The sequence below is a fragment of the Streptomyces sp. NPDC020489 genome (assembly GCF_044386545.1).
In the GTDB taxonomy this organism is placed as follows: Bacteria; Actinomycetota; Actinomycetes; order Streptomycetales; family Streptomycetaceae; genus Streptomyces.
Genome location: NZ_JBIRUZ010000007.1, coordinates 39,614 through 58,101 on the forward strand (window position 1 = coordinate 39,614; position 18,488 = coordinate 58,101).

The following is an 18,488-nucleotide window of genomic DNA, read 5'->3' on the forward strand; positions in this document are numbered from 1 at the left end:
CTGGGGTACGTACGGTAGTTGGCGGACGCCCGTCTTAGAAAGGCAGACCCGGGATGCCGCCGCCGCCCAGCGCCTGGGTGAGCGGGCCCAGCTTCTGCTGCTGGAGGGTCTGGGCGTTGTCGTTGGCCGCCTGCACGGCCGCGACGATCAGGTCGGCGAGGGTCTCGGTGTCCTCCGGGTCCACCGCCTTGGGGTCGATCTTCAGGGCCCGCAGTTCACCGGAGCCCGTCACCGTCGCCCGCACCAGACCGCCGCCGGCCTGGCCGTCGACCTCGGTCCGCGCGAGCTCCTCCTGCGCGTTCGCCAGGTCCTGCTGCATCTTCTGGGCCTGCTGGAGCAGCTGCTGCATGTTGGGCTGGCCACCACCGGGGATCACGATCAGCTCCCTGCTGTTCTCCGCCTGGATCCTGCTGTGCACTTACGTCTGTCACGAGCCTACGTGGTCTGCGCAGCCATCGCTCCAGCACTCTTTCGAGTGAGACGCCGTCGAGCCCTATACCTGATCACGGGCCACGTCCGAGCGGAAAAGCGGTGAAAGCCGTCCCTTCGCCACCCATTGGGCGGTAGGAAGGGTCCGGCGCGTCAGCATCATGCGTCACACAGCGTGCTCGTTCGTGTTCGTCGTGGTCAGTAGGGAGTGCCGGGTGGGTCAGCCGGAGATGCAGCCCGAGGATCCTCCTCAGGACGGGCGGAGCGGGGAGGCGGCCGGGCCGCGGCCGGGCGACCTGACGGGGCGGACCCTCCCCCTCGGGGACTGGGGCGAGCCCGCCCTCCGTCTCGACGAGCTGTACCGGTGGGTGGAGCGCGGGGCGCTCGACACCGCCGCCTGGTACCTCGCGGACCGGGTGTGGAAGCGGCGGGGCGCGCGGGCGCTGCGCACCGGTGCCGCGGCGGGTGCCGTGGCCGGGGCCTCGCTGCCCCTGCTGGACCTCACCGGGGTGGTCGGCGGGGGCGCCCCCTGGGGATACCTGGCCCTGCTCCTCGCCGTCGCCTGCGTGGCCGTGGACCGGTTCTTCGGGGTGACGTCCGGCTGGATAAGGGACGTGGCCACCGCACAGGCCGTGCAGCGGCGGCTCCAGGTCCTTCAGTTCGACTGGGCCTCGGAGAGCGTGCGGGAGGTGCTGGGGCCGACCGAGGGGACCGCCGGGGAGGCGGCCGAGCGGTGCCTCGCGGTGCTGCGGCGGTTCTCCGAGGACGTGACCGAGCTGGTGCGGGTGGAGACCGCGGACTGGATGGTGGAGTTCCGCACGGGGTCGGCGCCGCTGGGGATCCAGGCGGCGGTGGCGGGCGGGTCGCGGGCGGACGGGAACGTGGTGCAGGGACGGTTCCCCTTGCCGCCCGGGGCGGGGGGTGCGCGGCCGAACATGCCTCGGCAGCGGCCGCCGGAAGCGCGGTAGCCTGCGGCGCTTGGGCGGGGGGCGGGGTGGGGGTGGGGGTGGCGCGGTTGTCTGCGGGTGCGTTGTGGTTGAGCGCGCAGTTCCCCGCGCCCCTGGGGGTGTGCGGTGGCGCGGTTGTCTGCGGGTGCGTTGTGGCTGAGCGCGCCGTTCCCCGCGCCCCTGGGGGGTGTGCGGTGGCGCGGTTGTCTGCGGGTGCGTTGTGGCTGAGCGCGCAGTTCCCCGCGCCCCTGGGGGGTGTGGGCGCGCCGTGGGGGGTCCGTTCGCTAGGTCAGGGATGCCAGTTCCAGGGCTACCAGTACGTCCACCACCGCGCACCATTCCGCGAAGGTGGGGGCCACCGTGCCTCTCAGGCGGGGCAGCGTCAGGTGGGTGAGGTCCCAGAGGCCGTGGAGGAGCCAGCCTGCTGCCACCAGCCAGCGGCCCAGGTCCGGGGTGAGCAGGAGGCCCGTCACCGCCAGCGCCCCGAAGGCGACCGCGCCGGTGGCCTGGAGCGGCAGCCCGGCTCTGCCGTGCGGAGTGCCCCGCACCGCACCCCACAGCAGTACCGCCAGGGCCAGGCCGATCATGGTGCCGGCCGGGGAGACCAGGTCCAGGGCCTGGAGGGCGAGGACCAGCACGAGGCCGCCGCCGAGGACCGGCCAGGTCGCCCTCGGGGTGCCGATCTGGTGGATCACGACGTAGAGCAGCGGCAGGAGCGGGAGGACCTCTCCGAAACCCGTCACCGTCTCGTCCAGGGTGTCGGAGGCGCCCGCGGCGGCCTGCGCGGCCCAGACGGCGACGGCGACACAGGTGGGCCAGCGGCGGACCAGGGGATGGGTGCTCACGCGGCGTACTCCCCGCGGCGGCGGAGCAGGACCGCGAGCATCAGCGGCAGCATCGCGAGGTGCTCCCACGTCATCGCCGCGTCCGGGGTCACGAGGTCCCGGGCGAGCAGGGGGACGAGGACCAGGGCCGGGAGGAACATCGCCGCGCACATCTCGGCGATGCCCGGCCAGGCGTGGCCGCGGCGGCGCATCCACCAGGTCATGCCGGCCGACATCGTGAACGCCATCTCCAGCGTGACCAGTTCGGGATGGCCGGACATGCCGTAGTCGATGTCCGTGAGGGCCAGCGCACCCCGCAGGGCCGCGCCGAGGACGAGCATGCCGGCCAGCATCGCGACGATCATCTCGACGTAGTGGCGGGCCAGTCCGTGGTGCCGTCGGTGCTCCATGACGCCTCCTGAGAGGTACGGGGGTGGGGTATGTCCTGACGCCTCTCAGACTGGCCTCGGCGGTACCGGCGCCAGTAGTGCCGGAACCGCACGTCCCCGTATGACATCTGTCATCCGCGCGTCCCGGCCCGCTGCCAGAATGGGCGCGTGGAGAACGGGGCGGGGCTCACGAGTTTCCGGCGCTACACGTGGTGGGCCGTACCGGGGACCGTTCTGTGCGTGCTGGTCGTGGCGTACGGGGGCTGGGCGCTGGACGGTGACGTGCCGCTCTGGGCGAGGGCGCCGGTGGTGCCCGCGCTGGCCGTCGACGCGGTGGCGGCGGCCGTGCTGCTCGGCGGCGCGTTGGACCGCGCCCCGGCGTTGCGGCCGCTCGCGGGCTGGGTGCTCACCGCGTGCGTCGCCTCCGCGGTGCTGGCCGCGCTGCCGCTGGCCCGGCACGACTACGGGCTGTGGGCGGTCGCCCCGGCGGTGACCGTGGCGATCGTCGCCGCGTATCTGCCGGCGGCCGGCAGGCGGTGGCTGATCGGGGGCGCCGTCGTCGCGGCGCTGCTGCCGGGCAGTGCCGTGAACCTGGCCGCCGGGGACGAGGACCCCGCGTACGCGGCGCTCTTCCCGGCCGGCCTGACCGCGTTCACCGTATGGACCGTGCTCGGGCCGCTGTGGGCGTGGCGGATCGCGGGGCGGCTGGACCGGGCGCGGCGGCTGGAGGCGGAGCTGGCGGTGAAGGACGAGCGGCTGCGGTTCGCCTCGGACCTGCACGACATCCAGGGACACCATCTGCAAGTCATCGCCCTGAAAGCCGAGTTGGCGTCCCGGCTCGCCGAGACCGACCCGGCGCGGGCGGCCGCCGAGATGCGGGAGGTACGGCAGTTGTGCGCGGACGCGCTGCGGGACACGCGGGCCGTCGTGCGGGGCATCCGCCGCACGCCCCTGGACGACGAGATCGCCAACGCGACCCGGGTGCTGGCGGCGGCCGGCATAGACGCCCGGATGAGTCTCGAACCGGCGGCGTCCCAGGCCGAGTTGGCGGACCCCGCGCGGCAGCTCCTCGGCCTGGTCGTGCGGGAGGCCACCACCAACGTGCTGCGCCACAGCGACGCCGGGCGGGCCGAGGTCGACTACCGCGTCGACGGCGACGTCGCCCGGCTGCGGGTCGGCAACGACGGCGCCGGTCCGGCCGCTCCCGGCGGCTCGGACGGGACGGGGCTGCGCGGGCTCGCCGAGCGACTGCGGTGCGCGGGCGGGGAGTTGACGTGGGGGCGGCAGGACGGCGACCGTTTCGTGGTGACCGCGACCCTGCCCGTACGGGGAGCCGAGGAGTGATCCGGCTGCTCCTCGCCGACGACGAGGACCTCCTGCGCAGCGCCCTCGCCGCGCTCCTCGCCCTGGAGGACGACCTCACGGTGGTCGCGGAGGCCTCCACCTCCACCGACGCCGTACGGCTCGCCCTGGAGCACGGGCCCGACATCGCCGTACTGGATCTGGAGATGCCGCCCACGGACGGGCTGCGGGCCGCCGAGGAGATCCGGGCCGCCCGCCCCGACACCCGGGTGGTCATCGTCACCCGGCACGCCCGCCCTGCCGTGCTGCGGCGTGCGCTGGCCGCCGGGGTGCGCGGGTTCGTGCCCAAGACGACCCCGGCGGCGCGGCTCGCGGAGATCCTCCGGGACATCGCCGCCGGCCGCCGGTACGTCGATCCGGACATCGCCGCGTCCGCGCTGACCGAGGACGCGTGCCCGCTGAGCGAGCGGGAGTTGGAGGTGCTGCGGGCGGCGCGCACGGGGGCGTCGGTGGCGGAGATCGCCGAGCAGGTGCATCTGGCCCAGGGGACCGTGCGCAACTACCTCTCCGCGGCGATGTCCAAGCTCGGCGCCTCCACGCGGCACGCGGCCGCCCATCACGCCTGGCAGCAGGGCTGGATCTAGCGCCGCGACCGGGACAGGGGACCTCGGGTCACTGCTTCGTGTAAGTCAGCTTCTCCCCGTTGCCGGTGTTCACCCGCTCCAGGGTGCCGTCGGGCAGCAGGGTGACCTCGCTGGCCGCGCCCGGGGTGCAGGAGGAGGCGGGCTCGCCGACCGTCACCGTGGACGGGCCGATCTCCAACGGGCCGTCGGCGTCCGGCTTCTCGGCGAGGTCCGCCTCGAACACGCAGTGGTAGTCGGGGCCGTCGGCGACGAGGGAGAGGACCGTGTCGCCCACCTCGCCCTGCTGGATGGTGAGTCGGCGGGTGTGCGAGCCCTCCGAGTTGTTGATCGTGCCGGTCCAGGTGCCGAGGTAACCGGCCGGGATGCCGCCGTCCTCCGGCGCGCTCGTCGTGGGCGTCGGCGCCGGGGTGGTCTCGTCGGTGGACGGGCCCGGTGTCGTCGGCGCGGTCGAGGTGGGCGTGGGCGTCGGCGTGGCCTTGTCGTCGTCGCCCCCGCTCATCAGGGCGTACACCGAGCCGCCCGCACCGAGCGCGACGACCAGCGCGACGACGATCAGGGCCGCGGTGGAGCGGCCGTTGCGGCGCGGCGGCTCCTGAGGCGGGAGGTAGCCCGGGACGGGGCCGTAGGGCGGGGTGCCGGTCCCGCCGCCGTAGTACGGCGCGGGGGCGCCGGGGTGGGAGGGGTGGCCGTACGCCGGGGTCTGGGGCTGCTGGGGGTGGTGCGGCGGGTAGGCGTACGCCGGCGTCTGCGGCTGCTGCGGATGCTGCTGGGGGTGGCCGTACGCGGGGTGCGAGGGCGGCGGTGTCCGCGGGGCGCCCACGGGCGGGGGCGGCGGCGTGGGGGTGCCCTGGCCCGCGCCGGCGACCAGGGTGGGCAGGTGGTTCACGGGCGCCCCCGGGACCGGCGGCCGGCCAGGAGAGGGCGGGGTGCCCTCGGCGGCCGCGGACGCGTGCTCGGGAGGGGCCTCACCCGAACCGGAGGCGGAGGCGGAGGCAGAGGCGGCGGAGGCGGCGGAGGCGGCGGAACCGGGTGCGGAGCCCGAGCCGGACCCGTCCCCCGGCGCGCCCTTCGGTCCGCCCGGTCCGTCCGATCCCCCCGGTCCGCCGGTCCCCCCGGGCCCCTCCGGGTCCTCGGTGTCCAGCAACTGAACCGCGTGCCGCCCGAGTTGGGCGACCAGGGCGCTCGGCAGCCAGGGGTCCCGCGAACGGCCGTCGGCCACCGTGTCCTCGGCGCCCGTCCGCTCCAGGACCTGGTCCAGCGTCGGCCGCCGCGCCGGGTCCTTCTTCAGGCAGTCCCGGACCAGCTCGGCGATGCCCTCCGGCACGCCCTCCAGGTCGGGTTCCTCCTGGGCGATGCGGAACATCAGGGCGTGGACGCCGCTGCCCCCGGCACCGAAGGGGAGTCGGCCGGTGGCGGCGTACGCGAGGACCGAGCCGAGGCAGAAGACGTCGCAGGCCGGGGTGATCCGGTCACCCCGGACCTGCTCGGGCGCCATGAACCCGGGCGACCCGACGAGGGCGCCGGTGCGGGTGAGCCCGCCGTCGGTCACCGTCTCCAGGGCCCGTGCGATACCGAAGTCGATGACCCGGGGGCCGTCGATGGTGACCAGGACGTTGGAGGGCTTGAGGTCCCGGTGCACGATCCCGGCCGCGTGGATGTCCTTCAGCGCGTGCGCGAGACCGGCGGCGAGGATCCGCACCGACCGCTCGGGCAGCGCCCCGTGGTCGTGCCCGACGACCTGCTGGAGGCTGGGTCCGGCCACGTACCCGGTGGCGACCCAGGGCACGGGCGCCTCGGTGTCGGCGTCGAGGACCGGCGCGGTCCAGTACCCGCCGACCTGCCGGGCGGCCTGCACCTCCTGCCGGAAGCGGTTGCGGAACTCCTCCTGCGCGGCCAGTTCCTCGCGCACCAGCTTGACCGCGACGGTACGGCCCCGGTCCGAGCGGGCGAGATACACCTGCCCCATGCCGCCGGCCCCGAGCCGCGCCAGCAGCCGGTACGCCCCGATCCGCTGCGCGTCGCCGGCCCCGAGCTTCTCCATCGCAAGGCCCTCCCCCGAAAGTCCCCGTGTGCACCCCCTGTGCAACAGCCCACGATAGTGCCGCCCCAGCGGCTGGTGAGCGGACCGGTGTCGACGGTTCCGTAACGGAGCGGTCCGCGGCGGTCACACCGGGCCGCGCCCGGGGCGGTGCCCGCTGCCGTCCCCGCGGCCACGCGACAACCTGTCGCGGAAACCCCGCGTCCACAGACAGGACGCCGATACCGCTTCCGTATCGCGGACATTTACGCTCGGGCGCATGACCCCTCAGCCCAACCCCGAGGTCGGCGCCGCCGTGAAGGCCGCGGACCGTGCGCACGTGTTCCACTCCTGGTCCGCGCAGGAGCTCATCGACCCGCTCGCCGTCGCCGGTGCGGAGGGGTCGTACTTCTGGGACTACGACGGCAAGCGGTACCTGGACCTCACCTCCGGCCTCGTCTACACCAACATCGGCTACCAGCACCCGAAGGTCGTCGCCGCGATCCAGGAACAGGCCGCCACCCTGTCCACGTTCGCGCCCGCCTTCGCGATCGAGGCCCGCTCGGAGGCGGCCCGGCTGATCGCCGAGCGGACACCGGGCGACCTGGACAAGATCTTCTTCACCAACGGCGGCGCCGACGCGGTGGAGCACGCGGTGCGCATGGCGCGGTTGCACACCGGCCGGACCAAGGTGCTCTCCGCCTACCGCTCGTACCACGGCGGCACCCAGCAGGCGATCAACCTCACCGGTGACCCGCGCCGCTGGGCCTCCGACGGCGCCGCCGCCGGCGTGGTGCACTTCTGGGCGCCGTACCTGTACCGCTCCCGCTTCTACGCCCAGACCGAGGAACAGGAGTGCGCCCGGGCGCTGGAGCACCTGGAGACGACGATCGCCTTCGAGGGACCGGCCACCGTCGCCGCGATCATCCTGGAGACCATCCCCGGCACCGCCGGGATCATGGTCCCGCCGCCGGGCTACCTCGCCGGAGTGCGGGAGATCTGCGACAAGTACGGGATCGTCTTCATCCTCGACGAGGTGATGGCCGGGTTCGGACGGACCGGTGAGTGGTTCGCGGCCGACCTGTTCGACGTCACGCCCGACCTGATGACCTTCGCCAAGGGCGTCAACAGCGGATACGTGCCGCTCGGCGGGGTCGCCATCTCCGCCGAGATCGCGGCGACCTTCGGCAAGCGCCCCTACCCCGGCGGTCTGACGTACTCGGGGCACCCGCTGGCCTGCGCCGCCGCCGTCGCCACGATCAACGTGATGGCCGAGGAGGGCATCGTCGAGAACGCCGCGCGTCTCGGCGCCGAGGTGGTCGAGCCCGCGCTGCGCGAGCTGGCGGAGCGGCACCCGTCGGTCGGCGAGGTGCGCGGGGTCGGCATGTTCTGGGCGCTGGACCTGGTGAAGGACAAGGAGACCCGCGAGCCGCTGGTGCCGTACAACGCGACCGGTGAGGCGAACGCCCCGATGGCCGCGTTCGGCGCCGCCGCCAAGAAGCACGGCATCTGGCCGTTCATCAACATGAACCGCACCCATGTCGTGCCGCCGTGCAACGTCAGCGAGGCCGAGCTGAAGGAAGGCCTGGCCGCACTGGACGCGGCGCTCTCCGTGGCGGACGAGCACACGCGGTAGCCGCGCCGTCGCCGTGGCGGACGCTGGGCGACAAAACCCGGGAAACCCGAACGCGTAAGGTGGCGTGCCCGTAGAGATACGTGTACGTGTACGAGCACGCCACCCGATCGCCCCAGGGAGAGGCCCGACGATGCCCGGCAGCAGCGGCAACGGCGCCGTGACCCGCAGCACCCTGCGGCAGCAGATCGCCGACGCGCTCCGCGACGAGGTGCTCGCGGGGCGCCTCCAGCCGGGTCAGGCGTTCACGGTCAAGGAGATCGCCGAGCAGTACGGCGTCTCCGCGACCCCGGTGCGCGAGGCGCTCGTCGACCTCTCCGCCCAGGGGCTCCTGGAGGCGGACCAGCATCGCGGTTTCCGGGTCCACGAGTACTCCCTGGACGACTACCGCGGCATCATCGAGGCCCGCAGCCTCGTCATCGACGGCATGTTCCACGCGCTGGACGGCGGCCACAAGGGGTTCATCCACGACCCCGACAACTCCCGCGTCCTCGCCGCCCTGACCGGGGTGCGACGCCGGGGCGAGGAGGCGCAGCGGGCCGCCCTCGCCGGTGACGTCACCGTGCTGATCGGCTACGACCTGCGCTTCTGGCGCGAGTTGAGCAGCGTGTTCGGCAACCCCTACCTCGCCGACTTCCTGCACCGACTGCGCGTGCAGTCCTGGGTGTGCGCGGTGCAGCACCTGCGCCGGCTGACCGAGCTGCGGGGCGAGCTGTGGGCCGAGCACACCGCGCTGGTGGACGCGCTGGTGCGGCGGGACACCGCGGCGGCGCGGGAGGTCGTCGCCGCGTACAACGCGCACTCGCTCGCGGTGGTCGAACGTCTGGCCGGACGTCAGCACCCGTCCTGAGCCGCCGGACGTGGGCGGGCCCGGTGTGGGTATGGGACCTTCAGCAGATCGGCCGACCTCGCCCCGGGGGAAGCCAGGGCACGCCGGACCGACTACTCTTCCCTGACCGCTTCGCTACACCGTGCTATGCGAGGAGCCCTTCTTGGCCTGTGACCTGTGGCTGGTACCGCTCGTCGACGTGTTGTGCCACACGCCCGACAATCCGTTCGCCGAGGAACTCGCGCAATACAACAAGGTGCTCGCCGAGGCCGGGTTGCCACCGGTGCCGGTGTACCAGTACATGCCGGGCCTGTCCGGCGAGGTCGCCCCCGTGGCGGGCTTCGACTACGACGCGCTGCACTTCCTGCGCCGCGCCTATCTCCTTCAGGTGTGCGGCCTGCCGGTCACCCCCGTGGACGAACTGGGCGGGGACTACGAGCAGTTGCTGGAGATGTTCGAGGCCACGGCCCAGCAGTCGCACCTGGTCTGGCACTACGACCACGCCGGCGCCTACGTCCCGGTGGACTTCCCGCACCCGCTGGCCAACGACGAACTCCTGGCGAGCGGCGGCCCCTTGGGCTCGGCGCAGTCGCTGCTGCGGGAGCTGGAGCTGGTGGCCCCCGCGATCGGCATCGATCCGGCCAACCCGCCGGCGGCCCCCCTGCCGCCCGCGGGTCCGACGGAACTGGAGGAGCCGGCCGTCCCCGCGCCCTACGACCCGAGCCCCTTCGCCCGGGAGCGGCACGTCTGGCTGGGCCTGCACGCGGCGGCGACCCGGAGCCTGGCGCAGGGTTCGATGATCGTCTTCAGCTGAAGGGTCAGCGCCCCAGCTGGGAGAGGCCCTTCTGCACGTCCTCGTAGTTCATCACCGGGGTATAGCTGATCTTCGCACCCAGGTTCATGAAGAACGGCTCGCTGATCACCGGCATCTGCGAGCTGTCCTGCATGTCGAAGAACAGGTAGGCGGTGCGCTGACCGTTGTCGGTGGTGAAGTAGGCCGCCTCGGGCTTGATCTGCTCCAGCGAGCTCTCGATCAGCTTCGGCAGCGTGCCGTTGCCGATGGCCTCGTTCGCCTTCTCCGTGTCCATGGACACCTTGAGCAGCACGCGCATCACACTCACCTTCTTCCGTCGGTGGATACGCGGATGCCCCCATCGTATGCCCGGTTTGCACCCTTACGCCCGCGCTGCGACGGGACCACCGCTGCCCCGCCCGACGGGCCCGGGAACAGGCCATGAGCCGGTCAGGGAGGTCCCTGACCGGCCCATGGGTGCCTCCTAGATGAACGAGTTGATCTCGATCGTCTCGTCCCGGCCCGGGCCCACGCCGATCGCGGAGATCGGGGCGCCCGACATCTCCTCGAGCGCCTTGACGTAGTTCTGGGCGTTCTTGGGCAGGTCGGAGAAGGACTTCGCCTTGGTGATGTCCTCGGACCAGCCCGGGAGGGTCTCGTAGACCGGCTTCGCGTGGTGGAAGTCGGTCTGGGAGTACGGGAGCTCCTCGACGCGCTTGCCGTCGATCTCGTAGGCCACGCAGACCGGGATCTCCTCCCAGCCGGTGAGGACGTCGAGCTTGGTGAGGAAGAAGTCGGTCAGGCCGTTGACGCGGGTCGCGTAGCGGGCGATGACCGCGTCGAACCAGCCGCAGCGGCGGTCGCGGCCGGTGGTGACACCCCGCTCGCCGCCGATCCGGCGCAGCGCCTCGCCGTCCTCGTCGAAGAGCTCCGTCGGGAACGGGCCCGAGCCGACACGGGTCGTGTACGCCTTCAGGATGCCGATGACCCGGCTGATCTTCGTCGGGCCGACACCGGTACCCGTGCAGGCGCCGCCCGCGGTCGGGTTCGACGACGTCACGAAGGGATACGTGCCGTGGTCGATGTCCAGCAGCGTGCCCTGGCCGCCCTCGAAGAGCACGACCTTGTCGTCCTCCAGGGCCTGGTTGAGGATCAGGACCGTGTCGGCGACGTACGGCTTCAGGCGGTCCGCGTAGGACAGCAGCTCCTCCACCACCTGGCCGACCTCGATGGCGCGGCGGTTGAAGACCTTGGTCAGGAGCTGGTTCTTGCCGTCGAGGGCCGCCTCCACCTTCTGGGTCAGGATCGACTCGTCGTAGAGGTCCTGGATGCGGATACCGACGCGGTTGATCTTGTCCGCGTAGGTCGGGCCGATGCCGCGCCCCGTGGTCCCGATCTTCCGCTTGCCGAGGAAGCGTTCCGTCACCTTGTCGACGGTGACGTTGTACGGGGTGATGATGTGGGCGTTGCCGCTGATCAGGAGCTTGGACGTGTCGACGCCTCGCTCGTTCAGCCCGTTCAGCTCGGAGAACAGGACCGACGGGTCGATGACGACACCGTTGCCGATCACCGGAGTGCACTCCGGGGTCAGGATTCCGGAAGGGAGCAGGTGGAGGGCGTACTTCTGATCGCCCACGACTACCGTGTGGCCGGCGTTGTTGCCGCCCTGGTAGCGCACCACATAGTCAACGGATCCGCCGAGCAGGTCCGTCGCCTTTCCCTTGCCTTCGTCACCCCACTGAGCACCGAGCAGCACAAGTGCGGGCACGCGCGTACACCCCTTCCGGGCGGGGCATGTCCAGGGTCGGGGGCGTACGCGACACGGCCTTGTGCCTCGTACCCCGGCGACCTTCTTCGGCCACCGTTCGGCCGTCGTCGGCCGCGAACCGTCGGACCCGGATGCCCCGGAATAGACGAAGCCCCTGGCGCAATAGCGCAAGGGGCTCTTGCACAAAGATGCTACCCGAGGAAGCGAGGCAGGACCGAGGTGGCGACTTCAGCGTCTTCCGATCAGCTGTTGGTGGTCGTCGATCCGGTCGCCCGCAGGACGGACGGGGAGTCCGTCCGTATCGCGAAAGACGTGCTCAGCGCGGGTGCGGCGGGCACGAAGGTGTGCCTGCCCGAGAGCCCGGAGGAATTCGCCCGCGCGCTGGCCCGGCGCGGCTCCCGGCGGCCGGTGGTCGTCGGCGACGACCGCGCGCTGCTGCGGGCGGTGTCCCTGCTGCACCGGCGGCGGGAGCTGGCCGGATGTGTGCTGTCGGTGGTGCCGGTGGGCGGTGCGCTCACCGTCGCCCGGTCGCTCGGCGTGCCCCTGGGCGCGGTGGCGGCGGCGCGGGCGGTCCTCGACGGCGCGGAGCGGCGGCTCGACCTGCTCGTGGACGACAGCGACGGCGTGGTGCTGGGCGCGCTGCGCCTCCCCTCCCCCGCCGCGCGCGAGGAGGAGCCGGCGGGACAGGAGGGACAGGAGGGCGGCGGCCGGCCCTGGCTGCGGACCTGCCAGTCCCTCGTACGGACCCTGGTGCCGCCGCGGCCGCTGCGGACCGCCCATCCCGCGCCCGTGACCGGTCCCGCCCGGCTGCGGGTCGAGGTGGACGGCGAGATCCTCGTCGACCTCGACCAGCCGGTGGAGGCGGTGTCCGTGACCCCGCGGGGCGCCGGGACCGTGGCGGTGGAGGTCCGGCCGCTGTCGGTGGGCGCCGAGGCCTCACCGCTGCTCGCGCTCGGGCGGCGGGTGACGGTGTCCGGCGCGGACTTCCGCTACCGGGCGGACACGGGTGTGTGGGGACCGGTACGCAGGCGCACGTGGACGGTGTGGGAAGGGGCCCTGGGACTGACCCTGCCCGGAGCGTGAGCCGGGGTTTCCCTGCTGCCGGAGGCGGGGCGCTCAGGGGTGGGCCTCCCGCCACGCGGCCATCGCCCTGTTCCACTCCTCCCCCGACAGCGCCGTCAGCGAGGCCGGGAACAGGCCGTCCTCCTCCTTGGCGATGTGGTGGCGCAGTTCCCGGACCGCCTCGGTCAGCGTGCGGACGTCGGCCGGGTCGGTGAGGTCCAGGGCGGGCAGCAGCGCGGCGAGTTCGCGGTGCTCGGCGACGAGGGCGTCGATGTAGTCGGCGTACTCCGGGTCGGCCCGCATCACCGCGAACAGTCCCTCCTCCTCGCCCCGCCAGTGACGGCCGAGTTCGTGTGCCATCACGCCGACCAGCTCCCGCGCCCGCCCCGGTTCCCCGCGCTCCAGAGCCCGCAGCGCGTCCCCGGCGGCGTCGGTGACCCGCTCGTGCTCGGCGATGAACTCCTTGATCAACGGAATCTCACGGCAACCGCAGTAGTGGCACATGGGGTTGTTGTAAGGGGCCCGGGCCAGGACGGGGCGCAGCAAAACGCGGGCGCGTCGCCCTGTCGGCCCCCGCTACGGTGCCGTCTCCTGATCACGGCCGGAAGGACAGAGCCGGACGGCTGCGTGAGCGCGCCGGTCTCCTGCGGGGCCGGATGCCCGTCCAGGGACCTAGGGGCGGGCGGTGGGGCCGGGGGGCCGGTCGCCGAACGTCTGCTCCCGGTGTGTCCGCCAGCGGTCCATCATGGCCGCGACCTCTGTCTCGATGAACTCGAAGAACGCCAGGGTCTCGGCCATGCGGCGGCCGGCCGGGGTGTCCTCGCCGAGGCTGGCCACGCCGTCGCGCAGGGCGCCCTCCCAGCGCTTGATCATCGTCTCGCGGTTGGTGAGCGCCTCGTACCACTGGTCGCCGTGCACCCGGTACCGCTCGCGGCGTGAGCCGGGTTCCCGCTCGCGCGACACCATGTGCGTCTGGGCCAGGTAGCGCACCGCCCCGGACACCGCGGCGGGGCTGATCCGGAGCTGTTCGCCCAGCTCGGCCGAGGTCATCGTGCCGTCGTCCGAGGAGAGGAGCGCGGCGAAGACCCGGGCGGGCATGCGCTGCATGCCGGCCTCGACGAGTTGCGCTGCGAAGGACTCGACGAACTTCGACACGGCCTCCGCGTCCCGCCCACCAGGTGTCGCCGTCATGCCGTCATCCTATCCGGACTTCACAGCCTTCCTTAACTTCACAAATTTCTGAAGTAAGCGTACGTTCGGGGCCATGACGAAGGCAATCAGCGTCCGCGGCCTCCACAAGGCCTTCGGCGGGACGCACGCGCTCGACGGGCTCGACCTGGACGTCGAGACCGGCGAGGTGCACGGCTTCCTCGGCCCCAACGGATCCGGCAAGTCCACCACCATCCGCGTCCTGCTCGGCCTGCTGCGCGCCGACTCCGGCAGCGCGCGGGTGCTCGGCCACGACCCGTGGGCGGACGCCGTCGAGGTGCACCGCAGGATCGCGTACGTGCCCGGCGACGTCACGCTCTGGCGGAACCTCTCCGGCGGCGAGGTCATCGACCTCTACGGCCGGCTCCGCGGCGGCCTCGACCCGGCCCGCCGCGCCGACCTGATCGACCGCTTCGAGCTGGACCCGACCAAAAAGGGCCGCACCTACTCCAAGGGCAACCGCCAGAAGGTCGCCCTCGTCGCCGCGTTCGCCTCGGACGTCGACCTGCTCGTCCTCGACGAGCCGACCTCGGGTCTCGACCCGCTGATGGAGGAGGTCTTCCAGCGGTGCGTGGCGGAGGAACGCGACCGCGGCCGTACGGTCCTGCTCTCCTCGCACATCCTCAGCGAGGTCGAGGAGCTCTGCGACCGGGTCAGCATCATCCGGCGCGGTCGCACGGTGGAGTCCGGGTCCCTGGCCGACCTGCGCCACCTCACCCGCACCAGCGTGACCGCCGAACTCGCCGGTCCGCCCAACGGACTGGCCCAGCTGCCGGGCGTCCACGACCTCGACGTCCAGGGGCGCCGCGTCCGCCTCCAGGTCGACACCGACCGGCTGGACGGCGTACTGCGCTCGTTGAGCGAGTCGGGCGTGCGGTCGCTGACCTCGACGCCGCCCACGCTGGAGGAGCTGTTCCTGCGGCACTACCAGGACGAGGCGGCGGCCCGATGAGCACCCTCACGGGCACCGGCGTCCTGCTGCGCTTCTCGCTGCGCCGCGACCGGCTGACGACCCCGCTGTGGGTCGGCGTGAACACGCTGATGGTGCTGTCGATGCCGGCCAGCCTGGAGTCCCTGTACGGCACGCCCGCGGAACGCGCCGACCTCGTCCACCAGGTGTCCGCCAACGCCTCCTTCCGCGCCCTGATCGGCCCCGTCCTCGACACCTCGCTCGGCGCGCTGACGGCCTGGCGGGTCGGCGTCTACGCGGGGCTGCTGGCGGCGGTCACGAGCCTGCTGATCGTCGTACGGCACACCCGGGACGAGGAGGAGAGCGGCCGCCAGGAGCTGATCGCGTCCGGCGCGGTGGGCCGCCGGGCCTCGCTGACGGCGGCGCTGCTCGCGGCCGGGATCGCCAACGCCGTCCTGGCCCTGCTGGTGACGGCCGGGCTGGCCCGGCAGGGCGTGGTGGGCGCGCTGGCCCTCGGTCTCGGGCTGGCCGCCGTGGGCATGGTCTTCGCCACGCTGGCGGCGATCGTCGCGCAGCTGACGGAGAGCGCGCGGCTGGCACGCGGTCTGACGGCGGGCGCCCTGGGCGCGGCGTTCGTGCTCCGCGCGGCGGGCGACGCGGCGCGCGAGGACGGCTCCTCGGCCCTCACCTGGCTGTCCCCGCTGGGCTGGCTGTCCCGGCTGCGCCCGTTCGCCGGGGAGCGCTGGTGGGTCCTGGCGCTGTTCGCGGCGGCGGTGGCCCTCCAGGCGGGGGTGGCCTACGCGCTGGCGGGCCGCCGGGACGTCGGCATGAGCTTCTTCCCCACCCGCCCCGGCCCGGCCACCGGCCGCCTGGGCACGGCGGGCGCCCTGGCCTGGCGGCTCCAGCGGGGCAGCGTGTACGGCTGGAGCGCGGCCTTCTTCGCCGTGGGGGTGGTCTACGGCGGTCTGGCGGACGGCGTCGGCGACCTCGTCGGCGACAACGACAACGCCCGGCGCGTCTTCGAGCGGATGGGCGGCCACAGCGGCCTCACCGACGCCTTCCTGGCCTCGATGACCGGCATGATGGGCCTGATCGCCGCCCTGTTCGTGGTCGGTTCGGTGCTGCGGCTGCACGGCGAGGAGACCTCAGGCCGCGCGGAGCCGGTGCTGGCGAACGCGGTCGGACGGCTGCGCTGGGCCTGCGGCCATCTCGCGGTGGCCTTCGGCGGCTCCGCCCTGATCCTGCTCCTGACCGGCGTCGGCTTCGTCGTCGGCCACGGCGGTCAGGCCGGTCCCCTCATCGGCGCGGCCCTGGTCCAGTTGCCGGCGGTGTGGGTGGTCGGCGGTGTCGCGGTCGCCTTGTACGGCCTGCTCCCGCGCGGCGCGACGGCCGCCTGGGCGGTCGCCGGAGCGGTCCTGCTGATCGGCTGGGTCGGCCCGGCACTGGACGCCCCGCAGGTGCTGCTGGACGCCTCACCGTTCGGACACCTGCCGAAGCTGCCGGGTGGGGAGATGCGGTGGGGGCCGGTGGCGGTGCTGACCGGGCTGGCCGTGGTGCTGGTGGCCGGTGGTCTGTCGGGGCTGCGGCGCCGGGACATGACGACGTGACGCCGTGCCCCGCTGGTGGCGGGGCCGGGCCGGGCCGGGGCGCCTCAGACCGTGACGTCGAGCCCTTCCAGGCCCCTGATCACGAAGTTCGGCTTGCGCTCCGGCTCCTTGGCGAGGGCCAGGGTGGGGGCGCGGTCCAGCAGGGCCGTCATGGACGCGGCCAGCTCGATACGGGCGAGCGGGGCGCCGATGCAGTAGTGGATGCCGGCGCTGAAGGAGATGTGCGGGTTCTCCTTCCGGGCCAGGTCGAGCCGCTCGGGGTGCGCGAAGACCGTGGGGTCGTGGTTGGCGGAACCGAAGAGCATGGCGATCTCGGCGCCGCGCGGGACGGTGGTCCCGTCGATCTCGATGTCGTCCAGCACCCAGCGCTCGAAGAGCTGGAGCGGGGTGTCGTAGCGCATCAGCTCTTCGATCGCGGCCGGGACCAGGGAGCGGTCCGCGCGGAGGGCCGCGAGCTGGCCGGGGTTGCGGAACAGGGCGTACCAGCCGTTGACGGTGGCGTTGACCGTGGCCTCGTGCCCCGCGTTGAGGAGCAGGACGCAGGTCGAGATCATCTCCTGCTCGGTGAGCCGGTCGTCCTCGTCGTGGGCGGCGATGAGCCCGGAGACGAGGTCATCCCCGGGATTCCTGCGTCGCTCGGCGATCAGCTCCCGCAGGTACCCGGAGAACTCCACGGAGGCCTTGACCGCCCTCGCGGCCACCTCCTCCGGCGGGTTCAGCTCGTACATCCCGCAGATGTCCGCCGACCAGGGCCGCAGCGGGGCCCGGTCCGCCTCCGGGATGCCCAGCATCTCGGCGATGACCGCGACCGGGAGCGGCTCGGCGACCTCGGTGAGCAGGTCGCCGCCGCCCCGGTGGACGAGCCCGTCCACCAGCTCACCGGCCAGCCGGGCCACGTACGGCTTGAGCTGCTCGACGGTACGCGGGGTGAACGCCTTCGACACCAGCCGCCGGATCCTGGTGTGGTCCGGCGGCTCCAGGTCGAGCATCCCGTGGTCGTTGAGCGTGTGGAACGGCTCGTGCTCGGCGGGGGGCGCGCTGCGCCCGAAGTCCTCGTGCCGGAACCGGTGCTGGTACGTCCGCCCCAACCGCCGGTCCCGCAGCAGCGCGGACACGTCGGCGTGGTGCGACACCAGCCACTGGTTCGTCGGCTCGAAGTACGCCACGCGGCCCTTGGCGCGCAGCTCGGCGTACGCGGGGTACGGATCGGCGACGAACTGCGGGTCCCACGGGTCAAAGGCAGCCATGACCGGACGCTAGCCCGACGACCACCCGTCTGACCAGGGGTGACTCAGGGGAGTGCGGGACGCGTCGGTGAGCCGCGGTGCCTCCCGCCGGCCCGGTCGGGTCAGACGACCGGGGACGCGGTGAACTGGTAGGTGCGGTCGCCCTTGCCGTCGTTCGACCAGTTGAGGTGGAGTTCGCCGTCGCCCAGGCCCTTGCTGGAGCCGATCCGGTAGCTGAGGGTGGGGGTGGTGTAGGAGCCGTTGTAGTTGCCGGTGGAGTCACTGTTCTCCAGCTTGGCCTCGATGCCCCCGTAGTTGGCGGACTTCTTGACCGGGTCGGTGCCGGACTGCGACTTCTTGATCTGCACCTTGAAGTAGGCGTCCTCGAACTTCGCGGTGTCGTCGGCGGAGGCGTAGACCGGCCCGTCCCAGCTGACCTTGGCGTAGCTGTAGACGGTGGAGCCGGAGCGCTTGGCGCACATCGTGACGGTGACGTCCCAGTTGTCGGCCCACGGGCCCGAGTACGACGGGTCGTCGATCGACTTGGAGCTGCTGGTGCAGTGGTAGCTCGCGGCGGCCGCCGGGCCGGCCGTCGCGACGGTGGCACCGCCGGCGAGGGCGGCGACGACGATCGCGGTGGAGGCGGAGCGCGTGAACGTGCGCATGCTGTGTCCTTCGCTGAGCAGGAGATGTCGGACTTCAGCAGGGTCGTGGTGGGGGGTGCCTTCGAGGACGAGGCAGGACAACCGCTTTACGAACAACCGTTCGCTTCCCGTGCTGTGATCCTGATCCAACCAACGCCCGCCAACAGGCCGCCAACGGATCGCGCCCTCGCCCTCACCGTTCGCCAACCTCCGCCGATCCCCCACGTCCTCGCCACTCCCCGGCCCCCGGCCCTC

19 protein-coding genes are annotated in these 18,488 nt (G+C 72.8%); 9 read left to right on the plus strand and 10 right to left on the minus strand.

Annotated elements, in window-relative coordinates:
* Window positions 1-34: 34 nt before the first annotated feature.
* A complete protein-coding gene (locus ACH41F_RS19860) occupies window positions 35-376 on the minus strand; it encodes a YbaB/EbfC family nucleoid-associated protein (RefSeq protein ID WP_391233657.1) in 342 nt (113 codons plus the stop codon).
* 268 nt (window positions 377-644) lie between these two features.
* Between ACH41F_RS19860 and ACH41F_RS19865 the strand changes: the two genes are divergently transcribed.
* Entirely contained in the window at window positions 645-1,397 is a 753-nt protein-coding gene (locus ACH41F_RS19865; protein WP_391233082.1) for an SLATT domain-containing protein, read from the plus strand.
* Between the two features lie 263 nt (window positions 1,398-1,660).
* Here the strand turns inward: ACH41F_RS19865 and ACH41F_RS19870 are convergent, their stop codons facing one another.
* Window positions 1,661-2,221, minus strand: a complete 561-nt coding sequence (locus ACH41F_RS19870; RefSeq protein WP_391233083.1) for a hypothetical protein — start codon at window positions 2,219-2,221, stop codon at window positions 1,661-1,663.
* Window positions 2,218-2,610 carry a hypothetical protein gene (locus ACH41F_RS19875; protein ID WP_391233084.1) on the minus strand — a complete coding sequence of 131 codons (393 nt, stop codon included), beginning with the start codon at window positions 2,608-2,610 and terminating at the stop codon, window positions 2,218-2,220. The genes ACH41F_RS19870 and ACH41F_RS19875 overlap by 4 nt, the downstream gene beginning before the upstream one ends.
* A gap of 147 nt (window positions 2,611-2,757) precedes the next feature.
* On the opposite strand from ACH41F_RS19875, the gene ACH41F_RS19880 reads away from it, so the two are divergent.
* Both ACH41F_RS19880 and ACH41F_RS19885 read left to right on the plus strand, forming a co-directional pair.
* Window positions 2,758-3,933, plus strand: a complete 1,176-nt coding sequence (locus ACH41F_RS19880; protein WP_398836781.1) for a sensor histidine kinase — start codon at window positions 2,758-2,760, stop codon at window positions 3,931-3,933.
* Window positions 3,930-4,535 carry a response regulator gene (locus ACH41F_RS19885; RefSeq protein WP_391233086.1) on the plus strand — a complete coding sequence of 202 codons (606 nt, stop codon included), beginning with the start codon at window positions 3,930-3,932 and terminating at the stop codon, window positions 4,533-4,535. Before ACH41F_RS19880 ends, ACH41F_RS19885 begins: the two co-directional genes overlap by 4 nt.
* A gap of 28 nt (window positions 4,536-4,563) precedes the next feature.
* On the opposite strand, the gene ACH41F_RS19890 is transcribed toward ACH41F_RS19885, so the two are convergent.
* Window positions 4,564-6,576 carry a serine/threonine-protein kinase gene (locus ACH41F_RS19890; RefSeq protein WP_398836783.1) on the minus strand — a complete coding sequence of 671 codons (2,013 nt, stop codon included), beginning with the start codon at window positions 6,574-6,576 and terminating at the stop codon, window positions 4,564-4,566.
* Window positions 6,577-6,832: 256 nt separating this feature from the next.
* On the opposite strand from ACH41F_RS19890, the gene ACH41F_RS19895 reads away from it, so the two are divergent.
* From ACH41F_RS19895 to ACH41F_RS19905, 3 genes are all read left to right on the plus strand, one after another.
* Window positions 6,833-8,188, plus strand: coding sequence for an aspartate aminotransferase family protein (locus tag ACH41F_RS19895; RefSeq protein ID WP_398836785.1), 1,356 nt, complete (start codon window positions 6,833-6,835; stop codon window positions 8,186-8,188).
* Window positions 8,189-8,318: 130 nt separating this feature from the next.
* Window positions 8,319-9,035, plus strand: coding sequence for a GntR family transcriptional regulator (locus ACH41F_RS19900; RefSeq protein ID WP_391233092.1), 717 nt, complete (start codon window positions 8,319-8,321; stop codon window positions 9,033-9,035).
* A gap of 142 nt (window positions 9,036-9,177) precedes the next feature.
* Window positions 9,178-9,828 (plus strand): hypothetical protein, encoded by a 651-nt coding sequence (locus ACH41F_RS19905; RefSeq protein ID WP_391233093.1) that lies wholly within the window; start codon window positions 9,178-9,180, stop codon window positions 9,826-9,828.
* A gap of 4 nt (window positions 9,829-9,832) precedes the next feature.
* Here ACH41F_RS19905 and ACH41F_RS19910 read toward each other — a convergent pair whose 3' ends face one another.
* Both ACH41F_RS19910 and ACH41F_RS19915 read right to left on the minus strand, forming a co-directional pair.
* The gene (locus ACH41F_RS19910; protein ID WP_391233094.1) at window positions 9,833-10,126 is read right to left on the minus strand and encodes a hypothetical protein; all 294 of its coding nucleotides are present in this window, start codon (window positions 10,124-10,126) and stop codon (window positions 9,833-9,835) included.
* Between the two features lie 165 nt (window positions 10,127-10,291).
* On the minus strand, window positions 10,292-11,575 hold the full coding sequence (locus tag ACH41F_RS19915) for an adenylosuccinate synthase (RefSeq protein ID WP_391233095.1): 1,284 nt from the start codon (window positions 11,573-11,575) through the stop codon (window positions 10,292-10,294).
* A 219-nt stretch (window positions 11,576-11,794) separates the two neighbouring features.
* Here ACH41F_RS19915 and ACH41F_RS19920 point away from each other — a divergent pair, with 219 nt between their 5' ends.
* A complete protein-coding gene (locus ACH41F_RS19920; protein ID WP_391366107.1) occupies window positions 11,795-12,658 on the plus strand; it encodes a diacylglycerol kinase in 864 nt (287 codons plus the stop codon).
* A 33-nt stretch (window positions 12,659-12,691) separates the two neighbouring features.
* Here the strand turns inward: ACH41F_RS19920 and ACH41F_RS19925 are convergent, their stop codons facing one another.
* Together ACH41F_RS19925 and ACH41F_RS19930 are read right to left on the minus strand one after the other, a co-directional pair.
* A complete protein-coding gene (locus ACH41F_RS19925) occupies window positions 12,692-13,141 on the minus strand; it encodes a hemerythrin domain-containing protein (RefSeq protein ID WP_391233098.1) in 450 nt (149 codons plus the stop codon).
* A gap of 168 nt (window positions 13,142-13,309) precedes the next feature.
* The gene (locus ACH41F_RS19930; protein WP_391233099.1) at window positions 13,310-13,828 is read right to left on the minus strand and encodes a MarR family transcriptional regulator; all 519 of its coding nucleotides are present in this window, start codon (window positions 13,826-13,828) and stop codon (window positions 13,310-13,312) included.
* Between the two features lie 73 nt (window positions 13,829-13,901).
* On the opposite strand from ACH41F_RS19930, the gene ACH41F_RS19935 reads away from it, so the two are divergent.
* Window positions 13,902-14,798, plus strand: coding sequence for an ATP-binding cassette domain-containing protein (locus ACH41F_RS19935; protein ID WP_391233101.1), 897 nt, complete (start codon window positions 13,902-13,904; stop codon window positions 14,796-14,798).
* The gene (locus ACH41F_RS19940; RefSeq protein WP_391233103.1) at window positions 14,795-16,363 is read left to right on the plus strand and encodes an ABC transporter permease; all 1,569 of its coding nucleotides are present in this window, start codon (window positions 14,795-14,797) and stop codon (window positions 16,361-16,363) included. The genes ACH41F_RS19935 and ACH41F_RS19940 overlap by 4 nt, the downstream gene beginning before the upstream one ends.
* 44 nt (window positions 16,364-16,407) lie before the next feature.
* On the opposite strand, the gene ACH41F_RS19945 is transcribed toward ACH41F_RS19940, so the two are convergent.
* Window positions 16,408-17,610, minus strand: a complete 1,203-nt coding sequence (locus ACH41F_RS19945) for a cytochrome P450 (protein ID WP_391233104.1) — start codon at window positions 17,608-17,610, stop codon at window positions 16,408-16,410.
* Between the two features lie 101 nt (window positions 17,611-17,711).
* Window positions 17,712-18,254, minus strand: coding sequence for a hypothetical protein (locus tag ACH41F_RS19950; RefSeq protein ID WP_391233105.1), 543 nt, complete (start codon window positions 18,252-18,254; stop codon window positions 17,712-17,714).
* Window positions 18,255-18,488: the final 234 nt, after the last annotated feature.